Genomic DNA, 25,654 nt, shown 5'->3' with positions numbered 1-25,654 from the left:
CCGAAGGCTATCGGGCCCTTGGAAGCGCGACAACGCCTTCGAAGACGAAGGCCACGGGGCCTCGGAGCCGGATGTCGGACAGGTCGTCCGGAACGCGGATTCTCAGGTCGCCGCCCGGCAGCGTGACGCGCAGCCAGGCATTCGAGGGCAGGCGCTTCGCCAGCACGGCCGCCACCGCCGACGCGCACGCCCCCGTCCCACACGCCTGGGTGAGGCCGCAGCCGCGCTCCCAGACGACGACGGTGAGGCCGTCCTCGTCCACGCGGACGAACTCCACGTTGGTGCGGTCCGGGAAGGCGGGGTGCCGCTCCAGGCCGGGGCCCAGGCGCTCGGCGGCCTCCAGGGGCTGGTCCAGGAGCACCAGGTGCGGGTTGCCCATGTTCACCGCGGTGCCGAGCAGGCCCTCATGGCCGGGGACGGGGGCGCTCACGAAGGGCTGGCCGGTCGTCCCGGAGGGCAGGTTCGCGGCCACCAGCCGCGCCGGGCCCATGGAGATGTCCACGCCGACGACGCCGCCGTCGCCATAGCCGGGCTCGCAGGTGAGCACGCCGGCCCCGGTCTCCACGTCGATGAGCGCGGGGTGCTCGCCGGAGCGGTCCACCAGATACTTCACCGCACAGCGCAGGCCGTTGCCGCACATCTCCGCGACGCTGCCGTCGGCGTTGTGGACGACCATGCGGGCGAGGCCGCGGGACGACGGGAGGATGGCGAGCACCCCGTCCGCGCCGATGCCCCGGCGCCGGTCACACAGCCAGCGGGACTGCTCCGCGTTGATGTCCACGCCGGTGCGGCGGCGGTCCAGGACGACGAAGTCGTTGCCCAGGCCGTGGTACTTGAAGATGCGTTCGCTTGCGTCCACGGGGGCAAGTGTAGACGCCCGCGTTTATTCGCGCTCGCCGGCCTTCATGGGCGCGGCGGGGACATCCAGGGCGGGCATGGCCCGGCGCGAGGCGGCGGGGGTGCTGGCGCTGCGCAGCTCGGCCAGTTCGGCCTCCCGGGCGGCGAGCTGGTCCTGCATCTTCTCCACGTGGGCCTGGAGGACCTCCATCTCCGCGGCCATCTCCAGCACGTCCTCCGGGGGCGGGGCGGCGGCGGACTTCGCCTCCTCCAGGGCCTGGAGGAGGGTCTGGCGTTCGGTCTCCAACGCTTCCAGCCGGGCCTGCTGCTCGCGGATCCGGGCGGAGAGCTGGTCGCGTTCGGCGCGCTCGGCGTCCAGGAGGCGCGCGGCATCCGCGGCGGCGGTCTCCAGGGAGTTGGTCCGGCCCTCCAGGCGGACGCGGGCGGCGCGGGCGACGGTCAGGTCCGACTGGAGGCGCTCGCGTTCGGAGTCCGCGCGGCGGGCATGGGCCTCGGCGTCGGCGGCGGCCTGGGTCAGGGCGGCGACGCGGGATTCCAACGCGGCCTGTTCGGTCCGAGCGTCCTCGAGCGCCGTGGCGAGCCGGGACTCCATGGCGGCGAGGGCTTCGCGGGTCTCTGCGGCGGCCTGGGCGAGGCGGGCTTCGAGCTCGGCCTGCTCCGTGGCGGCGCGCGTCTGGACTTCCGAGAGGCGGGCATCGCGCTCGGAGTTCGCGGAGTCCGCCTGGGCGGTGAGGTCCGCGATGCGGGCTTCGAGTTCGGCCCGTTCCGCGGCGGCCCGGGCGGTGGCGTCCGCGAGCTGGGCTTCGATGGAGGACCTCTCCTCGCGGGCCTGTTCGGTGAGCTCCGCGATGCGGGCTTCGAGGTCCGAGCGCTCGGCGCCGGCCTGGGCGAGCGTTTCGGCGAGGCGTGTTTCGAGCTCCGACTTCTCCGTTCCGGCGTTCGCGAGGAGTTCGTTGAGTCGCGTCTCCAGTTCGGCCTTCTCGGCCTCGGCGCTCGCGACGCGCTCGTTGAGTCGCGTCTCCAGCTCGGCCTTCTCGGTCCCGGCGTTCGCGAGGAGCTCGTTGAGCCGTGCTTCCAGTCCGGCCTTCTCGGCCTCGGTGATTGCGAGACGCTCGTTGAAGCGCGTCTCCAGTTCGGCCTTCTCCAGGCCGGCTCGCGCGAGCGCTTCGTTGAGGCGTAGCTCCAGCGTGGCCTTGTCCGTCCCTGCGCTGGTGAGCGCTTCGGTGAGACGCAGCTCCAGTTCGGCCTGATCCGTGCCGGCCTGGGCGGTGGCCTCCGCGAGCCGGGCCTCCAGGTCGGTCCGCTCCTGCTCCGCGCGCGTGGTGAGGGCCGCGAGCTGTGCTTCCAGCGTGGCGATGCGCTCGGCCGCGTCCGCGCGCGCGGCTTCCAGTTCCGCGCGCAGGCCTTCCAGCGACGACTCCAGGTTCGTGGCCTTGCCCGCGAAGCGGCGCGCGGTTTCGAGCTGCACCACGAGCACTTCCGCGTGCTCGCGCGTCGCGGCGAGCCGGTCGCTGGCGTCCACCAACTCCGCTTCCAGCCGGCCGACCTGCTGGCTGCGCTCGTGCAGCGCGGCGTGCGCCCGTTGCAGCTCGGAGCCCAGGCGCATCAACTCCTGGTGCGCGGCGCCCAGGCGGGCCGTCTCCGCGCGCAGGGCCATCAACTCCTGCTCCTTCAGCTCCAACTGCGCGCGCAGCTCGTCCAGGTCCTGCTGCTGGCGCTCGGTACGTGAGAGCGCGCCTTCCAACTGCGCTTCCATGGAGACCCGCAGGGCACTGGCCTCGCGCAGCTCCTGTTCGCGCGCGGTCAGGGACTCGGTGAGCCGCGCGGCCCGGGCTTCGGACTCACGTGCCGCGTCCTGCGACTGCGTGCCCTCCGCGAGCCGGGCCTCCGCCTGCGCGAGCGAATCCTCCAGCGCGCTGAGGTTCGCGGTCTCGGCGGCGAGCCGGAACTCCACCTCCGTCAGGGAGGCTTCCAGTCCGACACGGCGCGACGTCTCGGAGGCGGCAAGCTTCTCCGCCTCCGCCAGGGCCTGCTCCAGGGTGGCGAGCCGGGCCTCCGCGTCCTTCAACGAAGCTTCCAGCTCGGACCGTCGAGCGGACTCGGCGGCAATCGTGGACTCCGCCGTGGCGATGGCAGCGTCCAACTCGGAACGGAGGGTGGACTCCGCGCCCTGCCGGGCTTCCGCTGCCGCGAGCGCTGCTTCCAGTTCGGCACGCCGCGCGGATTCAGCGGCCTGTCGGGCCTCCGCCTCCGCGAGCGCTGCTTCCAGCTCGGAACGCCGCACGGATTCAGCGGCCTGCCGGGACTCGGCCTCCGCGAGCGCTGCTTCCAGTTCGGCCCGCCGTGTGGACTCCGTGGCAAGCCGGGCCTCGGCGTCCGCGAGCGTCCGCGTCAACGAGGCATGCAGCTCGGTCTCCGTGGACTGCCGGGACTCCGCCTCCGCCAGTGCCTGCTCCAGCGAAGTCAGGCGTGCTGCATCCGCGGCATGACGGGCCTGCGCCTCCGACAGGGCCTGCTCCAGCGCGGCCTTCTGCGAGGACGCGGCGGCATGGCGGGCCTCCGCCTCCGACAGGGCCTGCTCCAGCGTGGTCCCCCGCGCGGTCTCTGTCGCGAGGTGGGCCTCCGCCTCCGTGAGGGCCTGCTGTATCGCGGGGAGACGAGCAGCCTCTTCAGTGAAGCGGGACTCGGTGTCCGACAGCGACGCTTCCAGTTCGGCGCGGCGGGCTTCGACTTCCGTGAGCCGGGTCTGGACCGCGTCCCGCGCCTGCTCCGCTTTGGTCAGCCGCTCGCGCAGGGTCTCCAGCTCCGAGCGGAGCGCAGCCTCATCCTTCGCGCGCGACTCGCGGTCCTGAGCCTCCTGCGTACGTGCATCATCCAGCGAGGACAACGCGTCGACCTCGGACCGCCGCGCCTCGGTGAGCTCCGCGCGCAGCTCGCGCACCGTCGCATCCAGGGCCGCCTGCGATTGCTTCGCCTCCGACAGCGCGGCGCGGGCCTCTTCCAGCTCCCGGACGTACCCCCGCGCCTCGTCCTCCGACGCCGCGAGCGCCTGCCGCAGCTCCAGCAACGCGGCTTCGTTCGTGCGCTGCGACTCGGTGAAGGCGGTCTGGACCTCGGAAAGGGTCTGGCGCGTCTGCTCGAAGGCGGCCTCGGTGGACAGCCGCGCGGCACGCGCCGCCGACAGGTCCGCTTCAAGCTGGGTCCGGGCCTCCAGCGCCGAAACCCGCGAGGCCTCGGCCCGGGCACGCTCCTCTTCCAGCGCCGAAGCGGAGTCCTGCTGGAGTTGGGCGAACGACGCCTCCAACCGGGCCCGCTGCGCGCGCTCCTCCTCCAGGACCGTGCGCGCCACGCCCAGCGCGGCGTCCAGCCGCAGCCGGTCCGCCTCCAGTGCGCTCTGCGCCTCGTTCCACGAGGACTCGGAGCCCTCCAGCCGGGAGCGAAGGGCCCGCTCCGCGTCGAGCGACTCCTGGAGGTTCGCGAGCGCCACCTGCGCGCGGGCCTGCTGCTCGCGCTCCGACAAGAGCTGCGCCTGGGTATCGGCGAGCAGCGCCTCCCAGCGAGCCCCCCGTTCCTGCTCGTGGGTCAGCGCTTCGCGAGCCGCGTCGAGCTCCGCCTGCGCGGAGGCCCGGGCCTTCTGCTCCCGAGCCAGGTCCTCCTGGATGAGCGCCGCCAGGGATTCCGAGTCGGTCAGCTCCTGCCGCAGCGAGCGGAGCGTCGCCTCCAGCTCCGCGTTGCGAGCCTCGGCCGTCTCTCGCGCCTGGTTCGACTCCGCGAGCCGGACCCCGTGTTCCCACACTTCACGGGCCAGGGTGTCCCGGGCTTCGGCACGGGCCTGTTCGAGTGCCTCGGCGGCACGCGCCTCCGCCTCGGCGCGCACGTTGGCGAGCACCTGCTCCGTCTGGCCGCTCGACTCGGCGCGGGCTTCTGCGAGCGCGGTGGCCGCGCGGGCTTCGGCCTCTTCCAGCCGGCGGGCCAGGAGAGCCTCGGCTTCGGCACGAGCCTCTGAGAGCATCCGCGCCGCGCGGACCTCGGCCTCCTCCAACTGCCGGACCCGCTCGGCCTCGGACTCGGCGCGGGCTTCGGCCAACGCCTGCTCCCGTTCGGCTTCCGCCTCGGCACGCGCCTCCGCGAGGGCCTGCGCGGTCCGAGCCTCGACATCCGCCAACTGCCGGCTCCGCTGAGCCGAGGCCGTGGCACGAACCTCGGAGAGCGCCTGCTCGCGCCGGCTCTCCGCCTCCGCCAGAGCCGCGGTCCGTTCAGCAGCAGCCTCCGCGAGCGCCTTCGCCACCCGCGCATCCGCGTCGGCCCGAGCATCCGCCAGCGCACGCTCGACACGCGCATCCGCATCGGCCCGAGCCACGTCCAGCGCCTGAGCCGCATCCGCGACCGCACGCTCGACTCGCGCATCCGCATCAGCCCGAGCCGCATCCAACGCCTGAGCCGCATCAGAGACCGCGCGCTCGACACGAGCATCCGCATCGGCCCGAGCCGCATCCAACGCCTGAGCCGCATCAGAGACCGCGCGCTCGACACGCGCATCCGCATCGGCCCGAGCGGCTTCCAACGCCTGGGCCGCCTCGCGCGCATCCGCCAGCGCACGCTCGACTCGCGAATCCGTGTCAGAGCGATTCGCCTCCAGCACCCGTGCCGACTCACGAGCATCCGCCAGCGCACGCTCGACACGGGCCTCCGCGTCGGACCGGGCCTCCTCCAACGCCTGCGCGAGCCGGGCCTCCGCCTGCTCACGGGCCTCCTCCAACGCCCGCGCGAGCCGGGCCTCCGCCTGCTCACGGGCCTCCGTCAGCGCGAGCTCCGCGAACTCCCGTTCCTCGCCTACCGCCCGCGCGAGCCGCGCCTCCTCCTGCTCGCGGGCCTCCGCCAGCGCGCGCTCCTGACGCGAATCCGCGTCAGCATGCGCGGCGGCCAGCGCGTTCGTCACCCGCTCGTCGGCCTCGGCGCGAGCCTGGGCCAGCGCCTCCTCCAGCCGTGCCTGCGCCTGGCCCCGCTCCGCGTCGATGGCCTGGACGAGCGCGGCCTCCACGCGGACGCGCTCCGTCTCCGCCGCCGCCAGCCGCTGCCCCGCCACGTGCTGCGCGGACTCGACGCGCTTCTGCTCCGCCTCCAGCGCCTCCAGCCGCAGCCTGGCCCCGTGAAGCTCCTCCTCCAACCGCGCCGCCAGCGCCCGGGCCGCTGACTCCGACTGCGCGCGGCCCTCCAGCTCCTGCCGCAGCCGGCCTTCCGCCTCACGCGCGCTGGTGAGCTCCGTCTCCAGCCCCCGCTGCGACGCCTCCCGCTCCGCGAGCCGGGCCTCCGCGTCCTTGCGCGCCCCTTCGGCGGAGTGCATCCGCTGCTGGGCCTCGGCGAGCTCCCGGCGCGCCCGCGCCAGCTCCGCCTCCTTCACCGGCACCGCGTCGCCCGCCGTCCGCGCCGAATCCTGCGCGCGCGCCAGCTCCGCCTTCAGGTGCTCCACCGCCGCGAGCGCCGTCGAGTACTGCTCCGCGATGCGCAGCTCCCGCTCGCGAGCCGCCTCCGCCTGACGCCGCCGGTCCTCGGCCGCGTCCTGCGCGCGCTCCGCCGCCAGCCGGTCCCGCTCCCGGTCGATGCGCAGCGAGCCCAGCTCGTCCTGAAGCGCGCGCAGCTCCGTGTACGCCTGCGTCAGCCGCTCGCGAGACTCGTCCAGCGTCGCCGCCGTCTCCTCGCGCCGGGCCCGCTCCAGCCGCAGCGACTCCTGCGCGGCCAGCACCTGCACGCCCGCGTCCGCCTGTGCGCGCTGCGCCGCCTCCACCTCCAGGCGCTGCGCCGTCAGCCGCCGGTCCGCGTCCGCGATCCGCTCCGTCGCGACCTGCAGCTCCAGCTCACGGCGACGCAGCCGGCTGCTCAGGTCGTCCCGCTCGCGAGCGGACTCCACCGTGCCCCGGGCCTGCTCCAACTGCGCGGTCAGCCGCGCCATGTCCTGCCGCGCGCCCTCCAGCGCCGGCTTGAGAGCCACGACCTCCGCCTCGCGGTCACCAATCTCCGCGCGAAGCCTGGACACGGCCTCCTTCAGCCGCCCCGCCCGCTCCTCCCACGTCTTCGCCCGGGCAGCGACCTCGTCCAGCTTGCCGCGCGTGAAGGCCAGCGGCTCCGGCGGCAACTGCACCCACGTGGGGTCCACCACCCGCGCCGGCTCCAGGCCCGCCATCACCACGAAGTACGCCGCCTCGCTGTGCCGCACGAGCGAGCCGTCCACCTGCAGCCCTTCGCCCCGCTCGAACGCGAGCTGGTAGCCCAGCACCGGCGACTGCGTGGCCACCTCCACATGCGGGAAGTGCGCGGTGAGCGCGTCCAGGAGCTGCCCGTACGTGGGCGGCACCGCCTCTTCCGGCTCCAGCAACTGCGGCAGCGCCAGCCCCGCGATGTTGCGCAGGCCGCCCACCAGGAAGCCCTGCCGGGCCACCAGCCGCGCCAGCTCCGCCAGCAGCTCCGGCGCGCGCACGTAGGGCGCCAGGTCCGTCACCAGCACCAGGTCGAAGCTGCCCGCCTCCAGGTCGTCATAGACGTTGGCGCGGTAGCGGACCTGCGGGTGCGCATGGGCCTTCTGCGCCGCCTCCACCGCGGCCACGTCCGCGTCGCACGCCACCACGGTGCGCGCGCCCCGCTCCACCAGGAAGCGCGCGCTCTCGCCGCCCGTGGACGCGACGGCGTCGACCTCGAGCACACGTCGGCGCGCGAACAGGCTCTCCGCGAAGATGTAGCGGGGCAGCAGCTCGCTGGGCCCCAGGCGACGAAAGGTGGATTGCAAATGATGATCCCGGCGGGTCCAGGACTGTAGCGTTGGAGTCCCAGAAGACCCAATTTCAGGTTTCGACCTTCACGGGCCCACGCCCGTCCGACCGGAGAGCAGGCGACATGACCACCCATTCACCGCAGGGATTCGGCTACCGGGCCCGCCGCACCTTCACCCGGCTCGTCGTCTTCCTCGTCATCCTGGGCCTGGGCGGCGGCGTCGTCTTCCTCCTGGGGCAGCTCAACGCCCGCACCTTCACCGTCGTGCAGGAGAACGGCGAGCTGGTGGTGATGAAGGGCCGTGCCATGCCCACGGGCGCCGCCGCCTACCGCCCCGGGGACCCGCGCCTCGCGGACGCCTACGCCCCGCTCCCCCTGGAGGGCCAGGACGTCACCCTGCTGACGCAGCAGAAGTTCACCGACCGCGACGACCTGGACCGCGCCCTCTTCCCCCTCCTGGAGAGCCTGGCCCGCCCGCGCATCGCGTCCGGCGAGCCCGCCAAGGTGGAGCGCGGCCTCTACTACCTGCGCCGCGCGGAGAAGCTCTCCGGCATCACGGAGGAGCAGCACCGCAGCCTCCAGTCCATGCTCACCGATGTCGCCTTCTACCAGGCGCGCCAGAAGCTGGAGGACGCCCGCCGCCTCGTGTCCGAAGGGCTGGCCCAGCTCAAGCTCGCCGCGCAGACGGAGAACCGCCACGCCCGCGCCGCCAACCAGATGCTCACCACCGTGGGCCCCACCGCCCGCGACCTGGAGGAGGCCCTGCGCCGCGCCGTCCACAGCGAGAGCGCCCCGGACAACACCCCTGTAGCACCGGCGCCCCGCCCGCCCGCCCCGTCACCCGCCGGTGACGCCTCCGCCACGCCTCCGTCCGCCGCCCCAACCCCCGACGCGGGCGCCCGGCCCTGATCTCCAGGGGTTGGGTGAGGGGGTCAAAAAGACGGGGCCCGACCGGCCTTTGCGCGCCTGTAAATGTCGACCGGAAGACGCCGGGAAAAGTGCCGGTGAGTGATCATAGATTGCAATGATCGATCCGACCTGCCCGGCAGGTTTACACAGGATCTTGCGTTGACACACCGGGTGACCCCCCATAGCTTGGGTCTCCTCTGTTGCTCGCCCGCCACCCCGGGGGCACGCTCACGGAACCCGGAGGCTGGTGTGGTTTTCTTGCCTGACACACACATCTGCCTGACAATTCGCTACATGTCGGGTTGTTGTCGCCAAGCCCGTGGATCCTGATCGGAAGTAGTCCCTCCCTGCCATCTCCGGAGTCATCACCCACGGGGTCTGCCCACCCCCGGTGGCTCCGCTATTGCCTTGTCCTGGAAGTGAGACGCCCGTGACCGTCCAGACGCCCTTCAAGCCGAACGTCGTCGCCTCGCCGCCCCCCGACTCCGCCGCCGTGGCGCCCGCCACGCAGGCCCCGTCGGCCCCCGGCGACTTCGCCACCACCATGCGGGTGAAGAAGCGCAACGGCACGGCGGAGCCGGTGGACCTCAACAAGATCGTCCGCGCGGTGGGCAAGTCGTGCGTGGGCCTGTCGCGCGTGGACGTGATGCGCGTGGCCACCAAGACCATCAGCGGCCTGTATGACGGCGCCACCACGCGGGAGCTGGACAGCCTGTCCATCCAGACCGCCGCGGCGCTCATCGTGGAGGAGCCCGAGTACGCCCGGCTCTCCGCGCGCCTGCTGTCCACCTTCATCCAGAAGGAGGTCAGCAACCAGGACATCCAGTCCTTCAGCCAGTCCGTCGCCGCCGGCCACAAGCACGGCCTCATCGCGGACCGCCTGCTCACCTTCGTCCAGGCCAACGCGCGCAAGCTCAACGCCGCCATCGACCCGGTCCGCAACGACCTGTTCGAGTACTTCGGCCTGCGCACCGTCTACGACCGCTACCTGCTCAAGAACCCGCAGACGCGCGAGGTGATCGAGACGCCGCAGGACTTCTTCCTGCGCGTGGCGTGCGCCCTGTCCGGCGACAACGCGCGCGAGGCCATCGAGCTCTACCGCCTCTTCAGCTCGCTGGAGTACCTGCCGTCCTCCCCCACCCTGTTCAACTCCGGCACGCGCCACGAGCAGCTCTCCAGTTGCTTCCTGCTGGACTCGCCGGCGGACGAACTGGACGCCATCTACAAGAAGTACTCGGACATCGCGATGCTGTCGAAGTTCAGCGGCGGCATCGGCGTGGCGTACCACCGCGTGCGCGCGCGCGGCTCGCTCATCAAGTCCACCAACGGCCACTCCAACGGCATCGTCCCGTGGCTCAAGACGCTGGACGCGTCCGTGGCGGCGGTGAACCAGGGCGGCAAGCGCAAGGGCGCGTGCTGCGTGTACCTGGAGACGTGGCACGCGGACATCGAGGACTTCCTCGAGCTGCGCGACAACACCGGTGACGAGGCCCGCCGCGCGCACAACCTCAACCTGGCCAACTGGGTGCCGGACCTCTTCATGCGCCGCGTGGAGGCCGACCAGGAGTGGAGCCTCTTCGACCCGAAGACGACGCCCCACCTCACCGACCTCTTCGGCGACGCCTTCGAGAAGGCCTACGTCGCGGCCGAGGCGCAGGGCCAGGCCGTGCGCAAGGTGAAGGCGCGCGACCTGTACGCCCGGATGATGAAGGTGCTGGCCCAGACGGGCAACGGCTGGATGACCTTCAAGGACATCTCCAACCGCAAGAGCAACCAGACCGGCCAGCCGGGCAACGTCATCCACCTGTCCAACCTGTGCACCGAAATCCTGGAGGTCACCAGCCAGGGCGAGACGGCGGTGTGCAACCTGGGCTCGCTCAACCTGGGCCGCATGGTGAAGGACGGGAAGTTCGACTTCGACCTGCTGCGCTCCAACGCGATGCTCGCGCTCAAGCAGTTGGACCGCGTCATCGACCTCAACTACTACCCCATCCCCACCGCCGCGGACTCCAACCGCCGCTGGCGCCCGGTGGGCCTGGGCCTGATGGGCCTCCAGGACGTCTTCTTCCAGTTGCGCCTGCCCTTCGACTCCGTGGAGGCGCGCAACCTGTCCAAGAAGATTTCGGAGGAGATCTACTACGCGGCGCTCGTGACCTCCTCCGACCTGGCGGAGCAGTTCGGCGCGCACCCGGCCTTCCCGGAGACGCGCGCGGCCAAGGGCGAGCTCCAGTTCGATAGCTGGGGCATCGTCCCGGAGGACACGCTGCGCTGGGACGCGCTGCGCTCGCGCATCATGAAGGTGGGCCTGCGCAACTCGCTGATGATCGCCATCGCGCCCACGGCCACCATCGCGTCCATCGCCGGCTGCTACGAGTGCATCGAGCCGCAGGTGTCCAACCTCTTCAAGCGCGAGACGCTGTCCGGGGACTTCCTCCAGGTGAACCGCTACCTGGTGCGCGACCTGCAGCAGTTGGGCCTCTGGAACGAGAACACCCGCAACCGCATCAAGCTGGCGGAAGGCAGCGTGCAGGACCTCACGGAGCTGCCCGAGGAGCTGCGCGCCATCTACCGCACCGCGTGGGAGATCCCCATGCGCTCGCTCCTGGACATGGGCGCGGACCGCGGCGCCTTCATCGACCAGAGCCAGTCGCTCAACCTCTTCGTGGAGACGCCCAACATCGGGAAGCTGTCCTCGATGTACTTCTACGCGTGGCAGAAGGGGCTCAAGACGACCTACTACCTGCGCTCGCGCCCGGCGACCCGCATCGCCAAGGCCACCGTGGGCCAGGGCGGCCCGACGATTTCGGCCGCCCCCTCGCCCGCGCCGCAGATGGTGACGGCGGAGGCGGAGGCGGTGGCGTGCTCGCTGGAAAACCCCGAGGCGTGCGAGGCGTGCCAGTAGCCCCTGGCCGTCCCCACCCCACCCGTCCTTCGTAAGGGAGTACCGAAGCAATGCTGCTTGATCCGGGAATGAACCTGACGCTGCGCCCCATGGCGTATCCCGTCTTCTTCGAGATGTACCGCAACGCCATCAAGAACACCTGGACGGTGGAGGAGATCGACTTCTCCACGGACCTGGTGGACCTGCGCTCGAAGATGACGGACGCGGAGCGTCACCTCATCCACCGGCTGGTGGCCTTCTTCGCCACGGGCGACTCCATCGTCGGCAACAACCTGGTGCTCAACCTCTACAAGCACCTGAACGCGCCCGAAGCGCGCATGTACCTGTCGCGCCAGCTCTACGAAGAGGCCCTGCACGTCCAGTTCTACCTGACGCTGCTGGACACCTACGTGCCGGACCCGGCGGAGCGCGCCAAGGCCTTCGCGGCGGTGGACAACATCCCGTCCATCCAGCGCAAGGCGCGCTTCTGCATGAAGTGGATGGACAGCATCCAGGCGCTGGATCAGGTCCGCTCCAGGTCGGACCGCCGCCAGTTCCTCCTGAACCTCATCTGCTTCGCGGGCTGCATCGAGGGCCTCTTCTTCTTCGCGGCCTTCGCGTACGTGTACTTCCTGCGCAGCAAGGGGCTGCTCAACGGCCTGGCCGCGGGCACCAACTGGGTGTTCCGCGACGAGTCCGCCCACATGGCCTTCGCCTTCGAGGCCATCCAGACGGCGCGCAAGGAGGAGCCGGACCTCTTCGACGCGAGCCTGGAGAAGGACGTCGTGCAGATGATGCGCGACGCGGTGGAGTGCGAGACGCAGTTCGCCCAGGACCTGCTGAGCGGCGGCGTGATGGGCCTGTCGGTGCAGGAGATGCGCGGCTACCTGGAGTACGTGGCCGACCAGCGCCTCCAGATGCTGGGCATGGCCCCCATCTTCCACACCAAGAACCCGCTGCACTTCATGGACCTGCAGGACGTGCAGGAGCTCACCAACTTCTTCGAGCGCCGCGTGTCGTCCTACCAGGTCGCCGTGGGCGTGGGCGCCGCCAACGACGTCGTCTTCGACGCCGCCTTCTAAGGCCCCCTCCCCTGCTCCACACACTCAAGGCCGTGCCCCGCGCCGAAGCGAGGCACGGCCTTCGTGCTTCAAACGGGGCGCTCCACGTCGCGCCGGCCCACCACGCGCTCGCGGCGCTCCTCGTCCGTCGCCTGCTCCGCGCGCGCGGCGGTAATCTGCACCGCCGGGCGGTGCACCAGCCGGTACACCGCGGACGCGAAGGCCGCCCCCAACAGCGGCGCGATGATGAACAGCCACAACTGGCGCAGGGCGTCCCCTCCGGCGAAGAGCGCCGGGCCCAGGCTGCGCGCCGGGTTCACCGACGTGTTGGTGACGGGGATGCCCACCAGGTTGATGAGCGTCAGCACCAGGCCAATGGCCAGGCCCGCGAAGCCCACCGGCGCGCGCGAGTCCGTGGCCCCCAGCACCGTCAGCACCAGCAGGAAGGTGAGCGCGACCTCCGTGAGGAACGCCGCCCCGCCGCCATACCCCTCCGGCGACGCCACCCCGTAGCCGTTGCTGCCCAGCCCCTCCGCGCCCGCGGAGTAGCCGCCCGGCGCGCCCTTCGCGATGAGCAGCACCACGCCCGCCGCGACGATGGCGCCCACGCACTGCGCGATGACGTAGCCGGCCACATGCCGCTTGTCGAACTTGCCCGCCATCAAGAGGCCCACCGTCACGGCCGGGTTCACGTGGCAGCCGGAGATGGGGCCTATCGTGTAGACCATGGCCAGCAGTGACAGCCCGAACGCGAAGGCCACGCCCAGGAAGCCGATGCGGTCGCCCGCCAGCACCGCCGCCCCCACGCCGCCGAGCACCAGCACGAACGTGCCGACGGCCTCCGCCAGGTACTTCTGCATCGCGTCCCCGCCCGCGGTCGCCGTCCGCGGGGGAGCCCTCACGCTCCCGTCTCGCATGGTCAAGCCTCCTTGAAGTGTCCAGAGGAGAGGCTGTGCATGCGTGCGCCCCGCAACGCATGAGGGCCCTGCCCACGGCCGCCGTGCGGCGCGTGAACGGGGCCCTCGCAGTCCCGAGGCCCCCACCCCGGAGGGAGGGGCACCCGGGCCCATCAAGCGCCTCTCAGGCGTGCTTCCAGATGCCGATGAACGGCAGGTTCCGGTACTTCTCGCCGTAGTCCAGGCCGTACCCGACGACGAACTTGTCCTCGATGACGAAGCCCTTGTAGTCGATGTCCACCTTCGTCTTGGCCCGCGCGGGCTTCTCCAGCAGCGAGCAGATCTTCACCGACGCCGGGTGGCGCGCCCGGAGGTTCTCCAGGAGGAAGCTCATGGTGAGCCCCGTGTCGATGATGTCCTCGATGACGAGCAGGTGCTTGCCCGCCATCGGCTTGGACACGTCCGTGGTGATGCGCACCTCGCCCGTGGACTCCGTGCCGCCGTGGTAGCTGGCCACGCCCAGGAACTCGAGCGTCAGCGGCAGGTCGATGGCCCGCGCCAGGTCGATGGCGAAGAACGCGGAGCCCTTGAGCACGCAGATGAGCGTCAGCTCCTTGCCCTGGTAGTCGCGGGTAATCTGCGCGCCCAGCTCCTTCACGCGCGCCTGCACGGCCTCCTCGGAGATGAGGACGCCGACATCCTTCTCGTGGAACGTCGTCACCGGGTGCTCCCTCTACACGTAGGCGTTGTTCATGATCTCCCCGAAGCCGCCGCCGCCGGGGACGATGTACTGCCGGTCATCCAGGCCCCGCTCCTTCTCCCAGAGCAGGCCCGGCGCGGTGCCGAACACCTCCGGCGGGGACAGGCCGCGGTCCAGACGGAGCGCGTAGATGATGACGTCCGGGTGCTCCGTCGTCATCCGGCGCAGGTACTCCGGCGTGACGATGAGGTTGAGCGTGATGATGCGCCGGGCCCGCCCGGGCACCTTCGTCTTGTACAACTGGATGGCCGTGGACAGGCTGCCGCCCGTGGCCCCCATGGGGTCCGGGAACAGCACGAACGCGTCATCCACGTCCCCGCCAATCTTCGCGCCGCCAATCTCCGACCCCACCACCGCCTGGGCCGCGTCGATCATCCGGCTCATGATGATGTGGTCCTGGCGCACCAGGGACGGATCCACCGTGAAGTTGAGCAGGTCGTACGTCACCTGCGACGGCAGCGTGCCCGCCCGCGCGATGTTCACCGTCACCACGCGCAACTGCGGGTCCACCACCTCGCCCTGGTAGATGCCCAGGGGCGTGGAGTCGATCATCCGGGTGGGGAGGGTGACCATCTTGCGCGGGAACTCCGCGTTGATGACCGTCTTCACCAGGTCCGTGTAGAGCTGCTCCACCAGCCGGTTGATCTGCGGCTGCAGCGTGCCCTTGGCGCACAGCGTGGCCAGTTGGGAGAGGAGAAACGGATTGCCCACCAGATGGACGTTGGGCCCATAGTGGTGGGTCATCTCGTTCAACTTGAAGGGCACGTTCGCGTACAGGGTGTCGCGCATCGGATGGGCTCCCGCGCCGGGCTTGCGGCGGCGTGTGGCTTCAGTCGAACAGCTTCAGCGTCTGCGGAGGGCTCGCCTCCGCGGGTTCCGCCACGTGACACTTGCGGCAGCGCGGCTCGTAGGCTCCCGCCGCGCCCACCACCACCCGCTCCTCGCTGCCAATGATGCGCTGCGAACGGTTGGCCGGGTTCCCGCACACCGCGCAGATGGCCAGCTCCTTTGTCACGTACTCCGCCACCGCCATCAACTGCGGCATGGGTTCGAAGGGGCGCCCCTGGTAGTCCTGGTCCAGGCCCGCGCAGATGACGCGCATGCCCCGCTGGGCGAGCGCCTCGCACACCTGCACCACCTCTCCGCCCAGGAACTGCACCTCGTCGATGCCCACCACCTGCGTGTCGGGGGACAGGTGCCGGAAAATTTCTTCAGCCCTTTCGATGGGCAGGGACGTCAATTTCAACTGGGAATGGCTCACCACCTGCGTGTCGTCATACCGGGTGTCGATGCGCGGCTTGAACACCCGCACCTTCTGCCGGCCGTACAGCGCGCGCTTGACGCGGCGGATCAACTCCTCCGTCTTGCCGGAGAACATGGATCCGCAGATGACCTCTATCCACCCGATATCTTTGGGGAATTGATGCAAGGGACGCTCGGTGGGGGTGTGGCTGGGCGGGGTCAATCTCCGCGACCCACCCCTTCCCGTCAATTTCGTTTCCAGCCCGGCAAGTCCCCCCACCGCCGCCTGCCCGGCTGCTTCCCGTGAAGTCCCGGAAGCCCTGGCAAGGGATTTGAATAGCCCTGGCCCCGGGTCGCAGGACGGGAACCTTGGGGGTGGGGCGTGGCGGCGACGGCGAATGAGGTGCAGGCGGGGAGTTGGGCGCAGCAGGCTTCTTTCTACATGTCACCGGCGTCGGTGGCGCTCTTGCTGCTGAACCTGCTGGACGGGCTCTTCACCCTGCTCTTCCTCCAGTTGGGGGTGGCGGAGGAGCTCAACCCGGTGATGCGCGTGGCGTACGAGCAGTCACCGCTGCTCTTCATGTTCTCCAAGCTGCTCATCGTGAACGCGGGGCTGTGCCTGCTGTGCCTGCACCGCCGGCTCAAGGCCAGCCGCTTCGCCATCCGCGCGGGCGCCGTCGTCTACGCCATCATCGTGGTCTACCACCTGGCCTTCCTTACCCACCTGGTGAGTCACTGGCCCTTCGGGGCATGACGGCTAGCGGAGCAGTGAACGGTCCCCAGCGCGACAGGTAGGGGGTGCTTGATTTTCACCTTCGGTCTGTCCCAGGCTTCCCCGTAGCTCCGGCCTTCCAGGTTCGGGGGGGGACCATGAACATCACCGACGTCCGGGTGTTTCCGGTCGAAGAGGACAAGCTGAAGGCGTACGTCACCATCACCCTGGATCACTGCTTCGTCGTGCGCGACCTGAAGGTGATCCACGGCTCCACCGGGCTCTTCATCGCGATGCCCGCGAAGAAACGGAAGGACGGGACCTACAAGGACATCGCTCATCCGCTGAACGCGGACACCCGTAGCCAGATGGAGCGGGTCATCCTCATCGAGTACGAGAAACACCTTCACCAGGCGCAGAACGGGACGCTCGGTCCCGTGGCGGCTGAACTCGACTAACGAACTTCCATTCGGGGCGCTCACGGGTTAGTCAGCGCCCCCATGCAGCCGTCGCGTGACTTCAAGGTGTTCGCCGGGAACTCCAACCCGGCGTTGGCGCATCGCATCTGCGAATACCTCCAGCGTCCCCTGGGCAAGGCGACGGTGGATACGTTCTCCGACGGGGAGATCCACGTCGAGATCGGCGAGAACGTACGTGGACAGGACGTGTTCATCGTCCAGTCCACGTGCCCGCCGACGAACCATCACCTGATGGAGCTGTTGATCATGTGCGACGCCCTCAAGCGGGCGAGCGCCGGCTCCATCACGGCCGTGATGCCGTACTACGGCTACGCGCGGCAGGACCGGAAGGTGGCGGCCCGCACGCCCATCACCGCCAAGCTGGTGGCGGACATGCTGGAGGTCGCGGGGGTCAACCGGGTGGTGTCCATGGACATGCACGCCGGGCAGATCCAGGGCTTCTTCAACATGCCCTCGGACCACCTCTACGGCTCGCCGGTGTTCCTGGAGGACATCCGCAAGCGCTTCCCGGAGTCGAGCGAGCTGGTCATCGTCAGCCCGGACGCCGGCGGCGTGGAGCGCGCGCGCGCCTACTCCAAGCGGCTGAACACGGGGCTGGCCATCATCGACAAGCGCCGCCCGCGCCCCAACGCCTCGGAGGTGATGAACCTCATCGGAGACGTGAAGGGCAAGGACGCCATCCTGGTGGACGACATGGTGGACACCGCGGGCACGCTCGCCCAGGCGGCGCTCGCGCTGAAGGACAAGGGCGCGCGCCGGGTGCTCGCGTACGCGGTGCACCCCATCCTGTCCGGCCCCGCCATCCAGCGCATCACCGACTCCGTCCTGGAGGAGGTCGTCTTCACGGACACGGTGCCGCTGGCGGCCAACGCCAAGGCCTGCCCGAAGATCCGCGCCCTGCAGACGGACGCCCTCTTCGGCGAGGCCATCGCGCGCATCCACCGCGCGGACTCGCTGAGCTCGCTGTTCGTCTGAGGCAGGCGGCCGCCCGGAGTCCGGGCGGCTTGACGAAGGACCCCGGGGGCTGGCATGTCCAGCCCCCTCCACCGGTTCCATGGGCCTCCCAAACGGCCCGGGCGCCGTCTTCGGGGCCCACCATGGGGGTGGGATGCCGAGGGCGCCCAGACGCCGGTGAACACCGCGGTACCCACCGAAAAAGAGAGCCTTCCATGGCCACCGACAAGAGCACCCTCGAAGCGCAGGCCCGTGACAACTCCGGCAAGGGCGTTGCCCGCCGCCTGCGTGCGTCCGGCCAGGTCCCCGCCGTCGTCTACGGCAAGCACCTGAAGGCGCCGCTGCACATCTCCGTGGACCCCAAGGGCATCCGCACGGCCATCAACACCCCGCACAAGCTGAACACGCTCATCCAGTTGAAGCTGGCGGGCAACGAGCAGCAGGTCCTCCTGAAGGACTACCAGATGGACCCGCTCACCCGCGACATCCTGCACGCGGACTTCATCGCCGTGAGCGAGAAGGAGCAGGTCAAGGTGAACATCCCCGTGGTGCTCACCGGCAAGGCCGCGGGCGTGGCGGACGGCGGTCTGCTCACCCAGGTTCGCCGCAACCTGGAGGTCTGGGCGCTCCCCGGCGCCATCCCGCTCCAGATTGAGGTGGACGTCACCAACCTGAAGATCGCGGAAGCCCTCCACGTGAACGACGTGAAGCTCCCCGAGGGCGTGTCCGTGAAGACGCACGTCAACTACACCATCGCGACCATCGCCGCGCCGGAAGCGGCGGAGGCGGCTCCGGCGGCGGCCGCGGCGGCTGCGGCCCCGGCGGCGGGCAAGGCGGCGGACGCGAAGGCGGGCGACGCGAAGGCCCCCGCGGCGGCCGCGGCCAAGGCCCCGGCGAAGAAGTAGTCCCCTTCTTCCGCCGTTCAGTGTCTCTTCGCGGGGCGGGCCTCTTCCAGGGCCTGCCCCGCTGTCTTTTTCCGGGGGTGGGCCCCATCAAGCCCCACCCTCCTTCCGGAGCCGTCCATGAAGCTCATCTGCGGGCTGGGCAACCCCGGGCGCGAGTACGAGCGCCACCGCCACAACGTCGGGTTCATGGTGGTGGACGCGCTCCTGGCGCGCGCCCGCGCGGAGCTCACCCAGGACAAGTTCCAGGCGCGGGTGGGCCAGGGGAGCCTGGGCGGCGAGCGCATCCTCTTCGTGGAGCCGCAGACGTACATGAACCTGTCCGGCCGCTCCGTGGCGGAGGCCGCGCGCTTCTACAAGATCGCGGTGCAGGACGTGCTCGTGGTGCACGACGAGCTGGACCTGCCCTTCGGGCGGCTGCAGCTCAAGGCGGGCGGCGGCGCGGGCGGGCACAACGGGCTCAAGAGCATGGTGCAGTGCCTGGGCGAGGACGCCTTCATCCGCGTGCGGGTGGGCATTGGCAAGCCGGAGGGCCCCAACGCCAAGGAGCGCGTGGCGGGCTACGTCCTGTCCAACTTCGACGACGGCGAGCGCCGGCAGTTGGAGGAGCTCATCGGCAAGGCGGCGGACATGGCGGAGAGCTGGGTGCGGGACGGCCTGTCCACGGCGATGAACCGCCACAACCGCCGGGCCTGAAGCGCCCGGACCTCCGGCGCCCGGCCGCCCGCCCCCCTGCCTCCGCTTGACTTTCCGCAAGGGGTCCTCTTAGAAGCCCCTTCCCCCGGAGTGCGTCCCACGCGGTCCGGTGGATGTTCTTTCAAAGCTTCCCGTGTTCACGCACGGGCCAAGGCGCGACGGTGACGGGCGCGCGAGAGGATTTCCCGTCCCCGGTGGTGGCCTTCGAGGGCCTCCGGCCGTTTCCCCGCTCCCCGGATGGTCCGGGGGGCACTCGACCCCAAGGGGAGAGAAACATGGCAGAGACGCAGGCCGCCAAGCGGCTTCGTGAGTACGAGACCATCTTCCTGGTCAAGCCGGACGTGACCGACGACAACGTGGACAAGCTCAAGGAGCGCGTCCGCGGCATCGTTTCGCGTGAGGGCGGCAAGGTCCTCCGCTTCACGGTGTGGGGGAAGAAGAAGACGCTGTTCCCCGTGGCCAAGCAGCCCCGCGCCATCTACGTCCACACGAGCTTCCTGGGTGACGGCAAGCTGGTGGCGGAGATCGAGCGCAACCTGCGCAACATCGACGACGTGACGCGCTACATCTCCGTGAAGATCGCGGACGAGGTGGATCCCGAGTCGCGTCCGGTGCTCGAGGACCTCAAGCTGGCCGGCGACGTCGAGGAGACCCGTCCGGGCGCTCCCGCCGAGCGCGAGGGTGGCTTCCGCGGCGAGTCGGCTGAGTTCGCGGGTGGCGATTCGGAAGAGGAGTCCGCCGAGGAGGCGTAACGCCTCTGTCGGGACCTTCCCCCAACCTTCCAGGAAACGAGAACGTTCATGAGCAACGGCATGGATAGCAAGCAGGGCGCGGGCGCTTCCCGCGGCCCCGGTGGTGGCGGCGGCTACGGCGGCGGTTCGCGCGGTGGCGACCGTGGTGGTGATCGCGGCGGTGACCGCGACCGCGGTGGTGATCGCGGCGACCGCGGCGGCATGGGCGGCGACGACGACAAGCGCGGTGGTCGTGGCTTCGGCCGCAAGAAGGTCTGCCGGTTCTGCGCGGAGAAGAACGCGTCGGTGGACTTCAAGGACCAGGCGACGCTGAAGTACTTCGTCACCGAGCGCGGCAAGATCATCCCCCGCCGCATCTCCGGCAACTGCGCGAAGCACCAGCGTGAGGTGGCGGTGGCCATCAAGCGCGCCCGCGGCATCGCGCTCCTCCCCTACAACGCGGTGGTCGGCTAGCCGCCGGTCCGCAACACAGGAGACAGGAACATGAAGGTCATTCTGCGTGAGGACATCGACAACCTCGGCAAGTCCGGCGAGCTCGTCACGGTGAAGGACGGCTTCGGCCGCAACTTCCTGCTGCCGCGCAAGAAGGCGGTCCTGGCGAGCGAGCAGAACCTGCGTCAGCTCGAGCACGAGAAGTCCGTGCAGACGGCGCGCAACGCCAAGCTGAAGGGTGCCGCCGACGAGCAGGCCAAGAAGCTGGGCGCCGTCAAGGTCACCATCAAGCGCAAGGTGGGCGAGCAGGACAAGCTGTTCGGCTCCGTCACGGTGCTGGACATCGCCGAGGCGCTCGCGGCCCAGGGCCAGCAGGTGGATCGCCGCCAGCTCCACCTGGCCGAGCCCATCAAGTCGCTGGGCAGCTACGACGTGGAGCTGCGCCTGCACCGCGAGGTGACGGCGAAGATCAAGGTCGACGTGGTGGCCGAGTAGTCCACCGCATCACCTGAAGCGCTCCATCGCTTCAAGGAGAGGGCCGTCCGGGCAACCGGGCGGCCCTTTTCGCGTCTCCAGCCTCCCTGGCCGTCCGGCTCGCGCCGCGGGCGGTCCGTTTCACGGCATCCGCGTGGAGCCCGGAGCGCGGGCGTGGGTACTTCAGCGGCGGACACCGCCTGGAGGTCCCCACCGCATGAGCGCCCCACCCCGCCCCACCGCCGTGCACCACCCCGACCTGGACTGGCTCCGGGTGCTGGCCATCGTGGTGCTGCACCTGTTCCACACCGGGATGATGTTCAACACCTGGGAGTGGCACATCAAGAGCCCCCAGCCGCTGCCGGTGCTGGAGCCCGTGATGGGCGTGCTGCACCTGGTGCGCATGCCGCTCCTGATGGTCATCTCCGGCGCGGGCACCGCGTTCGCGCTCCGGCGGCGCTCCTTGAGTGCGTTCACGAAGGACCGGACGAAGCGGCTGCTCCTGCCGCTGGTGTTCGGCATGTTCGTGGTGGTGCCGCCGCAAATCTACGTGGAGCGGCTGTTCCAGGGCCGCTTCCAGGGCAGCTACGCCGCGTTCTACCCGACGGTGTTCGACTTCGTGCCCTACCCCGCGGGCAGCTTGAGCTGGCACCATCTGTGGTTCGTGGCCTACCTGTTCGTCTACTGCCTGCTGGCCCTGCCCCTCTTCGCGGCGCTGCGCACGAAAGCCGGGGAGCGGTTCCTCGCGGCGGCGGACGCGTGGCTGTCGCGTGGGGTGAACGTGCTGTGGCTCGGGGTGCCGCTGGCGCTCAACCGGGTGCTCCTGCGCGACTACCCGGAGACGCACGCGCTGCTGGATGATCCGCGCACCTTCCTGCACTACGGCCTGCTGTTCCTCTACGGCCACCTGCTGGGCCGCTGCCCGGGCGTGTGGGACCGGCTGGTGGCGCTGCGCCACGGGCTGCTGGCGGTGGCCCTGGCGGCGCTCTTGGTGGAGCTGGTGTGGCCGTGGCCGGTGATGCCGGTGGTGCCCGCCATCGTGGGGGGCACGGTGCTCATCTGGAGCGGGCTGCTGACGGCGATGGCGTGGGCGCGGCACCACGTGCGCACGTCCCCCGCGTGGCTTCCGCACGCGCAGGCGCTGTCGTATCCGTTCTACATCTTCCATCAGACGGTCATCGTCTGCGTGGGGTACGTGTGCCTGCGCCTGCCGGTGGGTCCCTGGGCCATGCTCCTCGCGGTGCTCACGCTGTCCTTCGCCCTCACGCTGGCGCTGTGCGAGGGCGTGTCCCGCGTGTCGTGGCTGCGGCCGCTCTTCGGGATGAAGCCCCGGGCCGCGCGTCCGGCCGTCCTCGCTCCGGAGGCCGTGGGGTGACGGCCCGGACGGACGTTCCCTCCTCGCGGTGGCGCTGGCCCCGGCCGCGGACGCGCCCGGCGCTGAAGCTCCTGGCGTTCGGGCTGGTCCTGGGCGTGTGGCAGGGCAGCGCGGTGCGGCTGATGCAGCTCATGCGGCCGGAGCCCGGCCACTGGGCACCGGCGTTCATCTGGGAGATGACCAGCGCGCTCGCCGTCACGCTGCTGCTCCCGGTCCTGATGACGGCGGTGCTCAACGCGCCGTCGCCCCGGGTGGGCTGGGCGCGCTTCCTGGGCATCCACGCGGCGGCGTTCACGGTCTTCACGTCGCTGCACATCGCGCTGATGGCGGGGCTGCGGCACGGCGTCTACGCGCTGATGGAGCTGGGGGACTACGACCTGGGGCCTCCCGTGTACGCGCTCCCCATGGAGGCGCAGAAGGACCTCATCACCTACGGCCTGGGCTGCGCGGTCATCGCGCTCCTGTACGAGTGGCGGGAGCGGCAGGCCCGCGCGCTGCGCTCGGCGGAGCTGGAGGGGGAGCTGCGGGCCGCGCAGCTCCAGTCCCTCACGGGCCAGTTGCACCCGCACTTCCTCTTCAACGCGCTGCACACCATCGGGTCGGTGATGTACGAGGACCTGCCGCGCACGGACCGGCTGCTGAGCGACCTGGGCCAGTTGCTGCGCGCGAGCCTGGAGCGCACCGAGCCCACCTGGACGCTGGCCGAGGAGCGCGGGCACACCGAGCGCTTCGTCGCACTGCTCGCGGCGCGCTTCGGCGACCGGCTGGAGGTGCGCTGGGACGTGGCGCCGGGCCTGGAGTCCCAGCGCGTGCCCTGCTTCGCGCTCCAGACGCTGGTGGAGAACGCGGTGAAGCACAACCAGGACCTGCGCGGCGCGCTGGAGGTGCGCATCCGCGCGCGTGCCGAAGCGGACCGCTGGGCGCTGGAGGTGGAGGACACCGGGCGCGGCTTCGGGGCGGCCTCCCCTGCCTCCGGGCCCGGCGTGGGCCTGACGCAGTTGGAGCGCGTGCTCACGCTGCTGCACGGCGACCGGGCCCGGCTGGAGCGCGGCGCGGGGCCGGAGGGCGGCGCGCGCGTGACGGTGTGGCTGCCCCGCGAGGCGGCCCGGGTGGAGGCGTCATGAGGACAACGCGCGTGGCGACGCGGACGCATCCAGCGCGCCGGGAGGAGGACTCGTGACGGTGTTCCGCGTACTGGTGGTGGACGACGAGGCGCCCGCTCGCGCGAAGGTGAAGCGCCTGCTGGCGGCGGACGCGCGCTTCACCTGCGTGGGCGAGGCCGGGGACGGGACGGAGGCGCTCGCGCGCATCGAGGCGCTGCGGCCGGACCTGGTGGTGCTGGACGTGCAGATGCCCGGCCTCACCGGCTTCGAGGTGTTGGAGGCGCTCGGGCCGGACGCCTGCCCCGCCGTCATCTTCTCCACCGCCTACGAGCGCTTCGCGCTCCAGGCCTTCGAGGCCCACGCGGCGGACTACCTCCTCAAGCCCTATGACGCCGGCCGCTTCACCCGGGCGCTCGACAAGGCCCATGCGCTCCTGAGCGCGGGGACGCACGGCTCCGCCGCGCTGGACGCCCTGCTCGCCACGGTGGCGAAGGCCCGCCCGGAGCGCCCCCTGGAGCGGCTGGTGGTGAAGGTGGGCGAGGGCTGGGTCCCCCTGCGCCTGGACACCGTGTGGCGTCTGTCGTCGGAGGACAAGTACGTGCGGCTCATCACCGCGCAGGGCGAACACCTGGTGCGCCAGACGCTCCGGGCCCTGGAGGAGCGCCTGGACCCCACCCGCTTCGTGCGCGTGCACCGGGGCGACCTGGTGAACCTGGAGGCCGTGGCCCGCCTGGAGCCGTGGACCCATGGGGACGGCATCCTGGTGCTCAAGGACGGCTCCACGGTGATCCTCAGTCGCACCTACCGGGAGGCCTTCCTCCAGCAGTGGGGCGCCGCTGAATAGCCCGACGCGCCGGGTCGCTTCACCCGGAGGCCGGGCGGAGGTCCCACGGCGGGTCGCGGCAACCCTCCGGAACCTACCGGGTGCTACAGGTCTGTTGCCTGGAAACTGGACGTCCGCTGGAACGTGTCAGACGCTGCCTGTAGAGGTTCCAAGCAGCCATGCAGAACGTCCTGGACGGTAGGGAAGGACGGCGGGTCCACGAGGATCTCGCCGCGGAGCGTGCGGTGCTGGGCGCCGTGCTGGCGGACAACGGGCTCATCACGCCCGTGGCGGAGGTCGTCCACGCGGACGACTTCGCCAGCCCTTCGCACGCGCAGATCTTCGCCGCGATGATGCGGCTGGATCAGCAGAGCAAGCAGGTGGACCACCTGACGCTCGCGGAGGAGCTCAAGGTCCTGGGCCAGCTCGTCGCGGTGGGCGGCCCCGCGTACCTGATGGGCCTGGACCAGGTCGTCCCGCTGGCGGCCAACGCCGTCCAGTACGCCCACATCGTCAAGGACCAGGCGCTGCGCCGGCGCCTGGCCAACGTGGGCCGGGAGATTCAAGACCTCGCCAGCCAGGAGACGGGCGAGCTGGAGGTCCTGCTCGACGAGGCCGAGCGCAAGGTCTTCCTCCTCGCGGAGAAGAAGCGCGAAGGCGACCTGCGTCCGGTCAGCGAGCTGATGGAGCAGACGCTCGACCTGCTGGACAAGATGAAGACCGCGGCGACGGGCGTGACGGGCCTGTCCACGGGCTACATCGACCTGGACAACCAGCTCACCGGCCTGCACGCCGGTGAGCTCATCATCCTCGCGGCGCGTCCCGGCATCGGCAAGACGTCCTTCGCCATGAACATCGCGGTGCACGCGGCGCTGAAGGAGAACAAGGCCGTCGGCATCTTCAGCCTGGAAATGCCCGCGGATCAGCTCCTCATGCGTCTGCTCGCGTCCACGGCGCGCGTGGACATGAAGAAGCTGCGCGGCGGCCGGCTGTCCCCGCACGACGAGGAGAAGTTCCAGGAGATGGCGGGCGCGCTCTACAACGCGCCCATCTACATCGACGACTCCGGCGGCCTGTCCCCGTTCGACCTGCGCGCGAAGGCGCGGCGCGTGAAGCAGAAGGACCCGCGCCTGTCGCTCATCGTCATCGACTACCTCCAACTGATGCACCAGAAGGGCAAGGTGGAGAGCCGCCAGTTGGAAGTGGCGGAGATCTCCCGCGCGCTCAAGCAACTGGCCAAGGAGCTGGAGGTGCCCATCATCGCGCTCAGCCAGCTCAGCCGTAAGGTGGAGGAGCGCAAGGGCGGCAAGCCCATGCTCTCCGACCTGCGTGAGTCCGGCTCCATCGAGCAGGACGCCGACGTGGTGATGTTCATCCACCGTGAGACGGAGGAGGACGGCGAAGGGGGTGGAGGAGGAGGCGGCGGGGGTGGTGGCGGCGGCGGGGGCGGAGGCGGAAACACCGTCATCCCCGTGGAGCTCATCGTCGCCAAGCAGCGAAACGGCCCCATCGGGTCCGTCGAGCTGGTGTTCCTCGCGGAGTACACGCGCTTCGAAAGCCGCGCCCGGAGCGAGTAGCCC

General features: G+C 70.5%; 21 protein-coding genes. 15 read left to right on the top strand and 6 right to left on the bottom strand.

All coding sequences use genetic code 11. The features are described 5' to 3' along the window. Positions 1-7: 7 nt before the first annotated feature. Together dapF and K8612_RS17205 are read right to left on the bottom strand one after the other, a co-directional pair. The gene (gene dapF, locus K8612_RS17210) at positions 8-859 is read right to left on the bottom strand and encodes a diaminopimelate epimerase (RefSeq protein WP_223741840.1); all 852 of its coding nucleotides are present in this window, start codon (positions 857-859) and stop codon (positions 8-10) included. Positions 860-883: 24 nt separating this feature from the next. Next, positions 884-7,639: a methyltransferase domain-containing protein gene (locus K8612_RS17205; protein ID WP_223763064.1), complete on the bottom strand. Its 6,756-nt coding sequence runs from the start codon at positions 7,637-7,639 to the stop codon at positions 884-886. 107 nt (positions 7,640-7,746) lie between these two features. Between K8612_RS17205 and K8612_RS17200 the strand changes: the two genes are divergently transcribed. From K8612_RS17200 to K8612_RS17190, 3 genes are all read left to right on the top strand, one after another. After that, a complete protein-coding gene (locus tag K8612_RS17200; RefSeq protein WP_223741842.1) occupies positions 7,747-8,532 on the top strand; it encodes an IF-2 protein in 786 nt (261 codons plus the stop codon). Positions 8,533-9,076: 544 nt separating this feature from the next. Then, positions 9,077-11,434, top strand: coding sequence for a ribonucleoside-diphosphate reductase subunit alpha (locus K8612_RS17195; protein ID WP_223763154.1), 2,358 nt, complete (start codon positions 9,077-9,079; stop codon positions 11,432-11,434). Between the two features lie 50 nt (positions 11,435-11,484). After that, positions 11,485-12,495: a ribonucleotide-diphosphate reductase subunit beta gene (locus K8612_RS17190; RefSeq protein WP_373692112.1), complete on the top strand. Its 1,011-nt coding sequence runs from the start codon at positions 11,485-11,487 to the stop codon at positions 12,493-12,495. Positions 12,496-12,563: 68 nt separating this feature from the next. On the opposite strand, the gene aqpZ is transcribed toward K8612_RS17190, so the two are convergent. From aqpZ to K8612_RS17170, 4 genes are all read right to left on the bottom strand, one after another. After that, positions 12,564-13,391, bottom strand: coding sequence for an aquaporin Z (gene aqpZ / locus K8612_RS17185; RefSeq protein WP_223763062.1), 828 nt, complete (start codon positions 13,389-13,391; stop codon positions 12,564-12,566). Between the two features lie 163 nt (positions 13,392-13,554). Next, a complete protein-coding gene (gene hpt, locus K8612_RS17180; RefSeq protein ID WP_223741845.1) occupies positions 13,555-14,091 on the bottom strand; it encodes a hypoxanthine phosphoribosyltransferase in 537 nt (178 codons plus the stop codon). Positions 14,092-14,103: 12 nt separating this feature from the next. Continuing rightward, a complete protein-coding gene (locus K8612_RS17175; RefSeq protein WP_223763061.1) occupies positions 14,104-14,919 on the bottom strand; it encodes a uracil phosphoribosyltransferase in 816 nt (271 codons plus the stop codon). A 40-nt stretch (positions 14,920-14,959) separates the two neighbouring features. Further along, on the bottom strand, positions 14,960-15,559 hold the full coding sequence (locus K8612_RS17170) for a thymidine kinase (RefSeq protein WP_043321219.1): 600 nt from the start codon (positions 15,557-15,559) through the stop codon (positions 14,960-14,962). 255 nt (positions 15,560-15,814) lie between these two features. On the opposite strand from K8612_RS17170, the gene K8612_RS17165 reads away from it, so the two are divergent. From K8612_RS17165 to dnaB, 12 genes are all read left to right on the top strand, one after another. Next, positions 15,815-16,126 (top strand): DUF5658 family protein, encoded by a 312-nt coding sequence (locus tag K8612_RS17165; protein ID WP_223741847.1) that lies wholly within the window; start codon positions 15,815-15,817, stop codon positions 16,124-16,126. 116 nt (positions 16,127-16,242) lie between these two features. Continuing rightward, positions 16,243-16,542, top strand: a complete 300-nt coding sequence (spoVG, locus tag K8612_RS17160; protein ID WP_014395244.1) for a septation regulator SpoVG — start codon at positions 16,243-16,245, stop codon at positions 16,540-16,542. Between the two features lie 42 nt (positions 16,543-16,584). Beyond that, positions 16,585-17,538, top strand: coding sequence for a ribose-phosphate pyrophosphokinase (locus tag K8612_RS17155; protein WP_014395243.1), 954 nt, complete (start codon positions 16,585-16,587; stop codon positions 17,536-17,538). Between the two features lie 194 nt (positions 17,539-17,732). Then, a complete protein-coding gene (locus tag K8612_RS17150; RefSeq protein WP_223763060.1) occupies positions 17,733-18,422 on the top strand; it encodes a 50S ribosomal protein L25/general stress protein Ctc in 690 nt (229 codons plus the stop codon). A gap of 117 nt (positions 18,423-18,539) precedes the next feature. Then, positions 18,540-19,115 carry an aminoacyl-tRNA hydrolase gene (gene pth, locus K8612_RS17145; protein ID WP_223741849.1) on the top strand — a complete coding sequence of 192 codons (576 nt, stop codon included), beginning with the start codon at positions 18,540-18,542 and terminating at the stop codon, positions 19,113-19,115. Between the two features lie 275 nt (positions 19,116-19,390). Continuing rightward, positions 19,391-19,867, top strand: a complete 477-nt coding sequence (rpsF, locus tag K8612_RS17140; protein ID WP_223741850.1) for a 30S ribosomal protein S6 — start codon at positions 19,391-19,393, stop codon at positions 19,865-19,867. Between the two features lie 48 nt (positions 19,868-19,915). Continuing rightward, the gene (gene rpsR, locus K8612_RS17135) at positions 19,916-20,320 is read left to right on the top strand and encodes a 30S ribosomal protein S18 (protein ID WP_014395239.1); all 405 of its coding nucleotides are present in this window, start codon (positions 19,916-19,918) and stop codon (positions 20,318-20,320) included. A 30-nt stretch (positions 20,321-20,350) separates the two neighbouring features. Continuing rightward, a complete protein-coding gene (rplI, locus tag K8612_RS17130; RefSeq protein ID WP_014395238.1) occupies positions 20,351-20,794 on the top strand; it encodes a 50S ribosomal protein L9 in 444 nt (147 codons plus the stop codon). 196 nt (positions 20,795-20,990) lie between these two features. Beyond that, on the top strand, positions 20,991-22,148 hold the full coding sequence (locus tag K8612_RS17125) for an acyltransferase (RefSeq protein ID WP_223763059.1): 1,158 nt from the start codon (positions 20,991-20,993) through the stop codon (positions 22,146-22,148). Continuing rightward, on the top strand, positions 22,145-23,272 hold the full coding sequence (locus tag K8612_RS38900; RefSeq protein ID WP_223763058.1) for a histidine kinase: 1,128 nt from the start codon (positions 22,145-22,147) through the stop codon (positions 23,270-23,272). The genes K8612_RS17125 and K8612_RS38900 overlap by 4 nt, the downstream gene beginning before the upstream one ends. A gap of 52 nt (positions 23,273-23,324) precedes the next feature. Further along, positions 23,325-24,095: a LytTR family DNA-binding domain-containing protein gene (locus tag K8612_RS17115; protein WP_223763057.1), complete on the top strand. Its 771-nt coding sequence runs from the start codon at positions 23,325-23,327 to the stop codon at positions 24,093-24,095. Between the two features lie 158 nt (positions 24,096-24,253). Beyond that, positions 24,254-25,651 (top strand): replicative DNA helicase, encoded by a 1,398-nt coding sequence (gene dnaB, locus K8612_RS17110; protein WP_014395234.1) that lies wholly within the window; start codon positions 24,254-24,256, stop codon positions 25,649-25,651. Positions 25,652-25,654: the final 3 nt, after the last annotated feature.

It is taken from the genome of Corallococcus sp. AS-1-6 (assembly GCF_020037015.1).
Classification (GTDB): Bacteria; Myxococcota; Myxococcia; order Myxococcales; family Myxococcaceae; genus Corallococcus.
This window is presented reverse-complemented; position numbering and strand designations above follow the sequence as displayed.

Excerpts from the sequence above, each read along its gene's own strand:
- rpsR (WP_014395239.1), top strand. The coding sequence starts at position 19,916 with ATGAGCAACGGCATGGATAGCAAGCAGGGCGCGGGCGCTTCCCGCGGC.
- K8612_RS17175 (WP_223763061.1), bottom strand. The coding sequence starts at position 14,919 with ATGCGCGACACCCTGTACGCGAACGTGCCCTTCAAGTTGAACGAGATG.
- K8612_RS17150 (WP_223763060.1), top strand. The coding sequence starts at position 17,733 with ATGGCCACCGACAAGAGCACCCTCGAAGCGCAGGCCCGTGACAACTCC.
- K8612_RS17165 (WP_223741847.1), top strand. The coding sequence starts at position 15,815 with ATGTCACCGGCGTCGGTGGCGCTCTTGCTGCTGAACCTGCTGGACGGG.
- pth (WP_223741849.1), top strand. The coding sequence starts at position 18,540 with ATGAAGCTCATCTGCGGGCTGGGCAACCCCGGGCGCGAGTACGAGCGC.
- rpsF (WP_223741850.1), top strand. The coding sequence starts at position 19,391 with ATGGCAGAGACGCAGGCCGCCAAGCGGCTTCGTGAGTACGAGACCATC.
- rplI (WP_014395238.1), top strand. The coding sequence starts at position 20,351 with ATGAAGGTCATTCTGCGTGAGGACATCGACAACCTCGGCAAGTCCGGC.
- spoVG (WP_014395244.1), top strand. The coding sequence starts at position 16,243 with ATGAACATCACCGACGTCCGGGTGTTTCCGGTCGAAGAGGACAAGCTG.
- K8612_RS17200 (WP_223741842.1), top strand. The coding sequence starts at position 7,747 with ATGACCACCCATTCACCGCAGGGATTCGGCTACCGGGCCCGCCGCACC.
- K8612_RS17190 (WP_373692112.1), top strand. The coding sequence starts at position 11,485 with ATGCTGCTTGATCCGGGAATGAACCTGACGCTGCGCCCCATGGCGTAT.
- aqpZ (WP_223763062.1), bottom strand. The coding sequence starts at position 13,391 with ATGCGAGACGGGAGCGTGAGGGCTCCCCCGCGGACGGCGACCGCGGGC.
- K8612_RS17195 (WP_223763154.1), top strand. The coding sequence starts at position 9,077 with ATGCGGGTGAAGAAGCGCAACGGCACGGCGGAGCCGGTGGACCTCAAC.
- K8612_RS17155 (WP_014395243.1), top strand. The coding sequence starts at position 16,585 with ATGCAGCCGTCGCGTGACTTCAAGGTGTTCGCCGGGAACTCCAACCCG.
- K8612_RS17125 (WP_223763059.1), top strand. The coding sequence starts at position 20,991 with ATGAGCGCCCCACCCCGCCCCACCGCCGTGCACCACCCCGACCTGGAC.
- dnaB (WP_014395234.1), top strand. The coding sequence starts at position 24,254 with ATGCAGAACGTCCTGGACGGTAGGGAAGGACGGCGGGTCCACGAGGAT.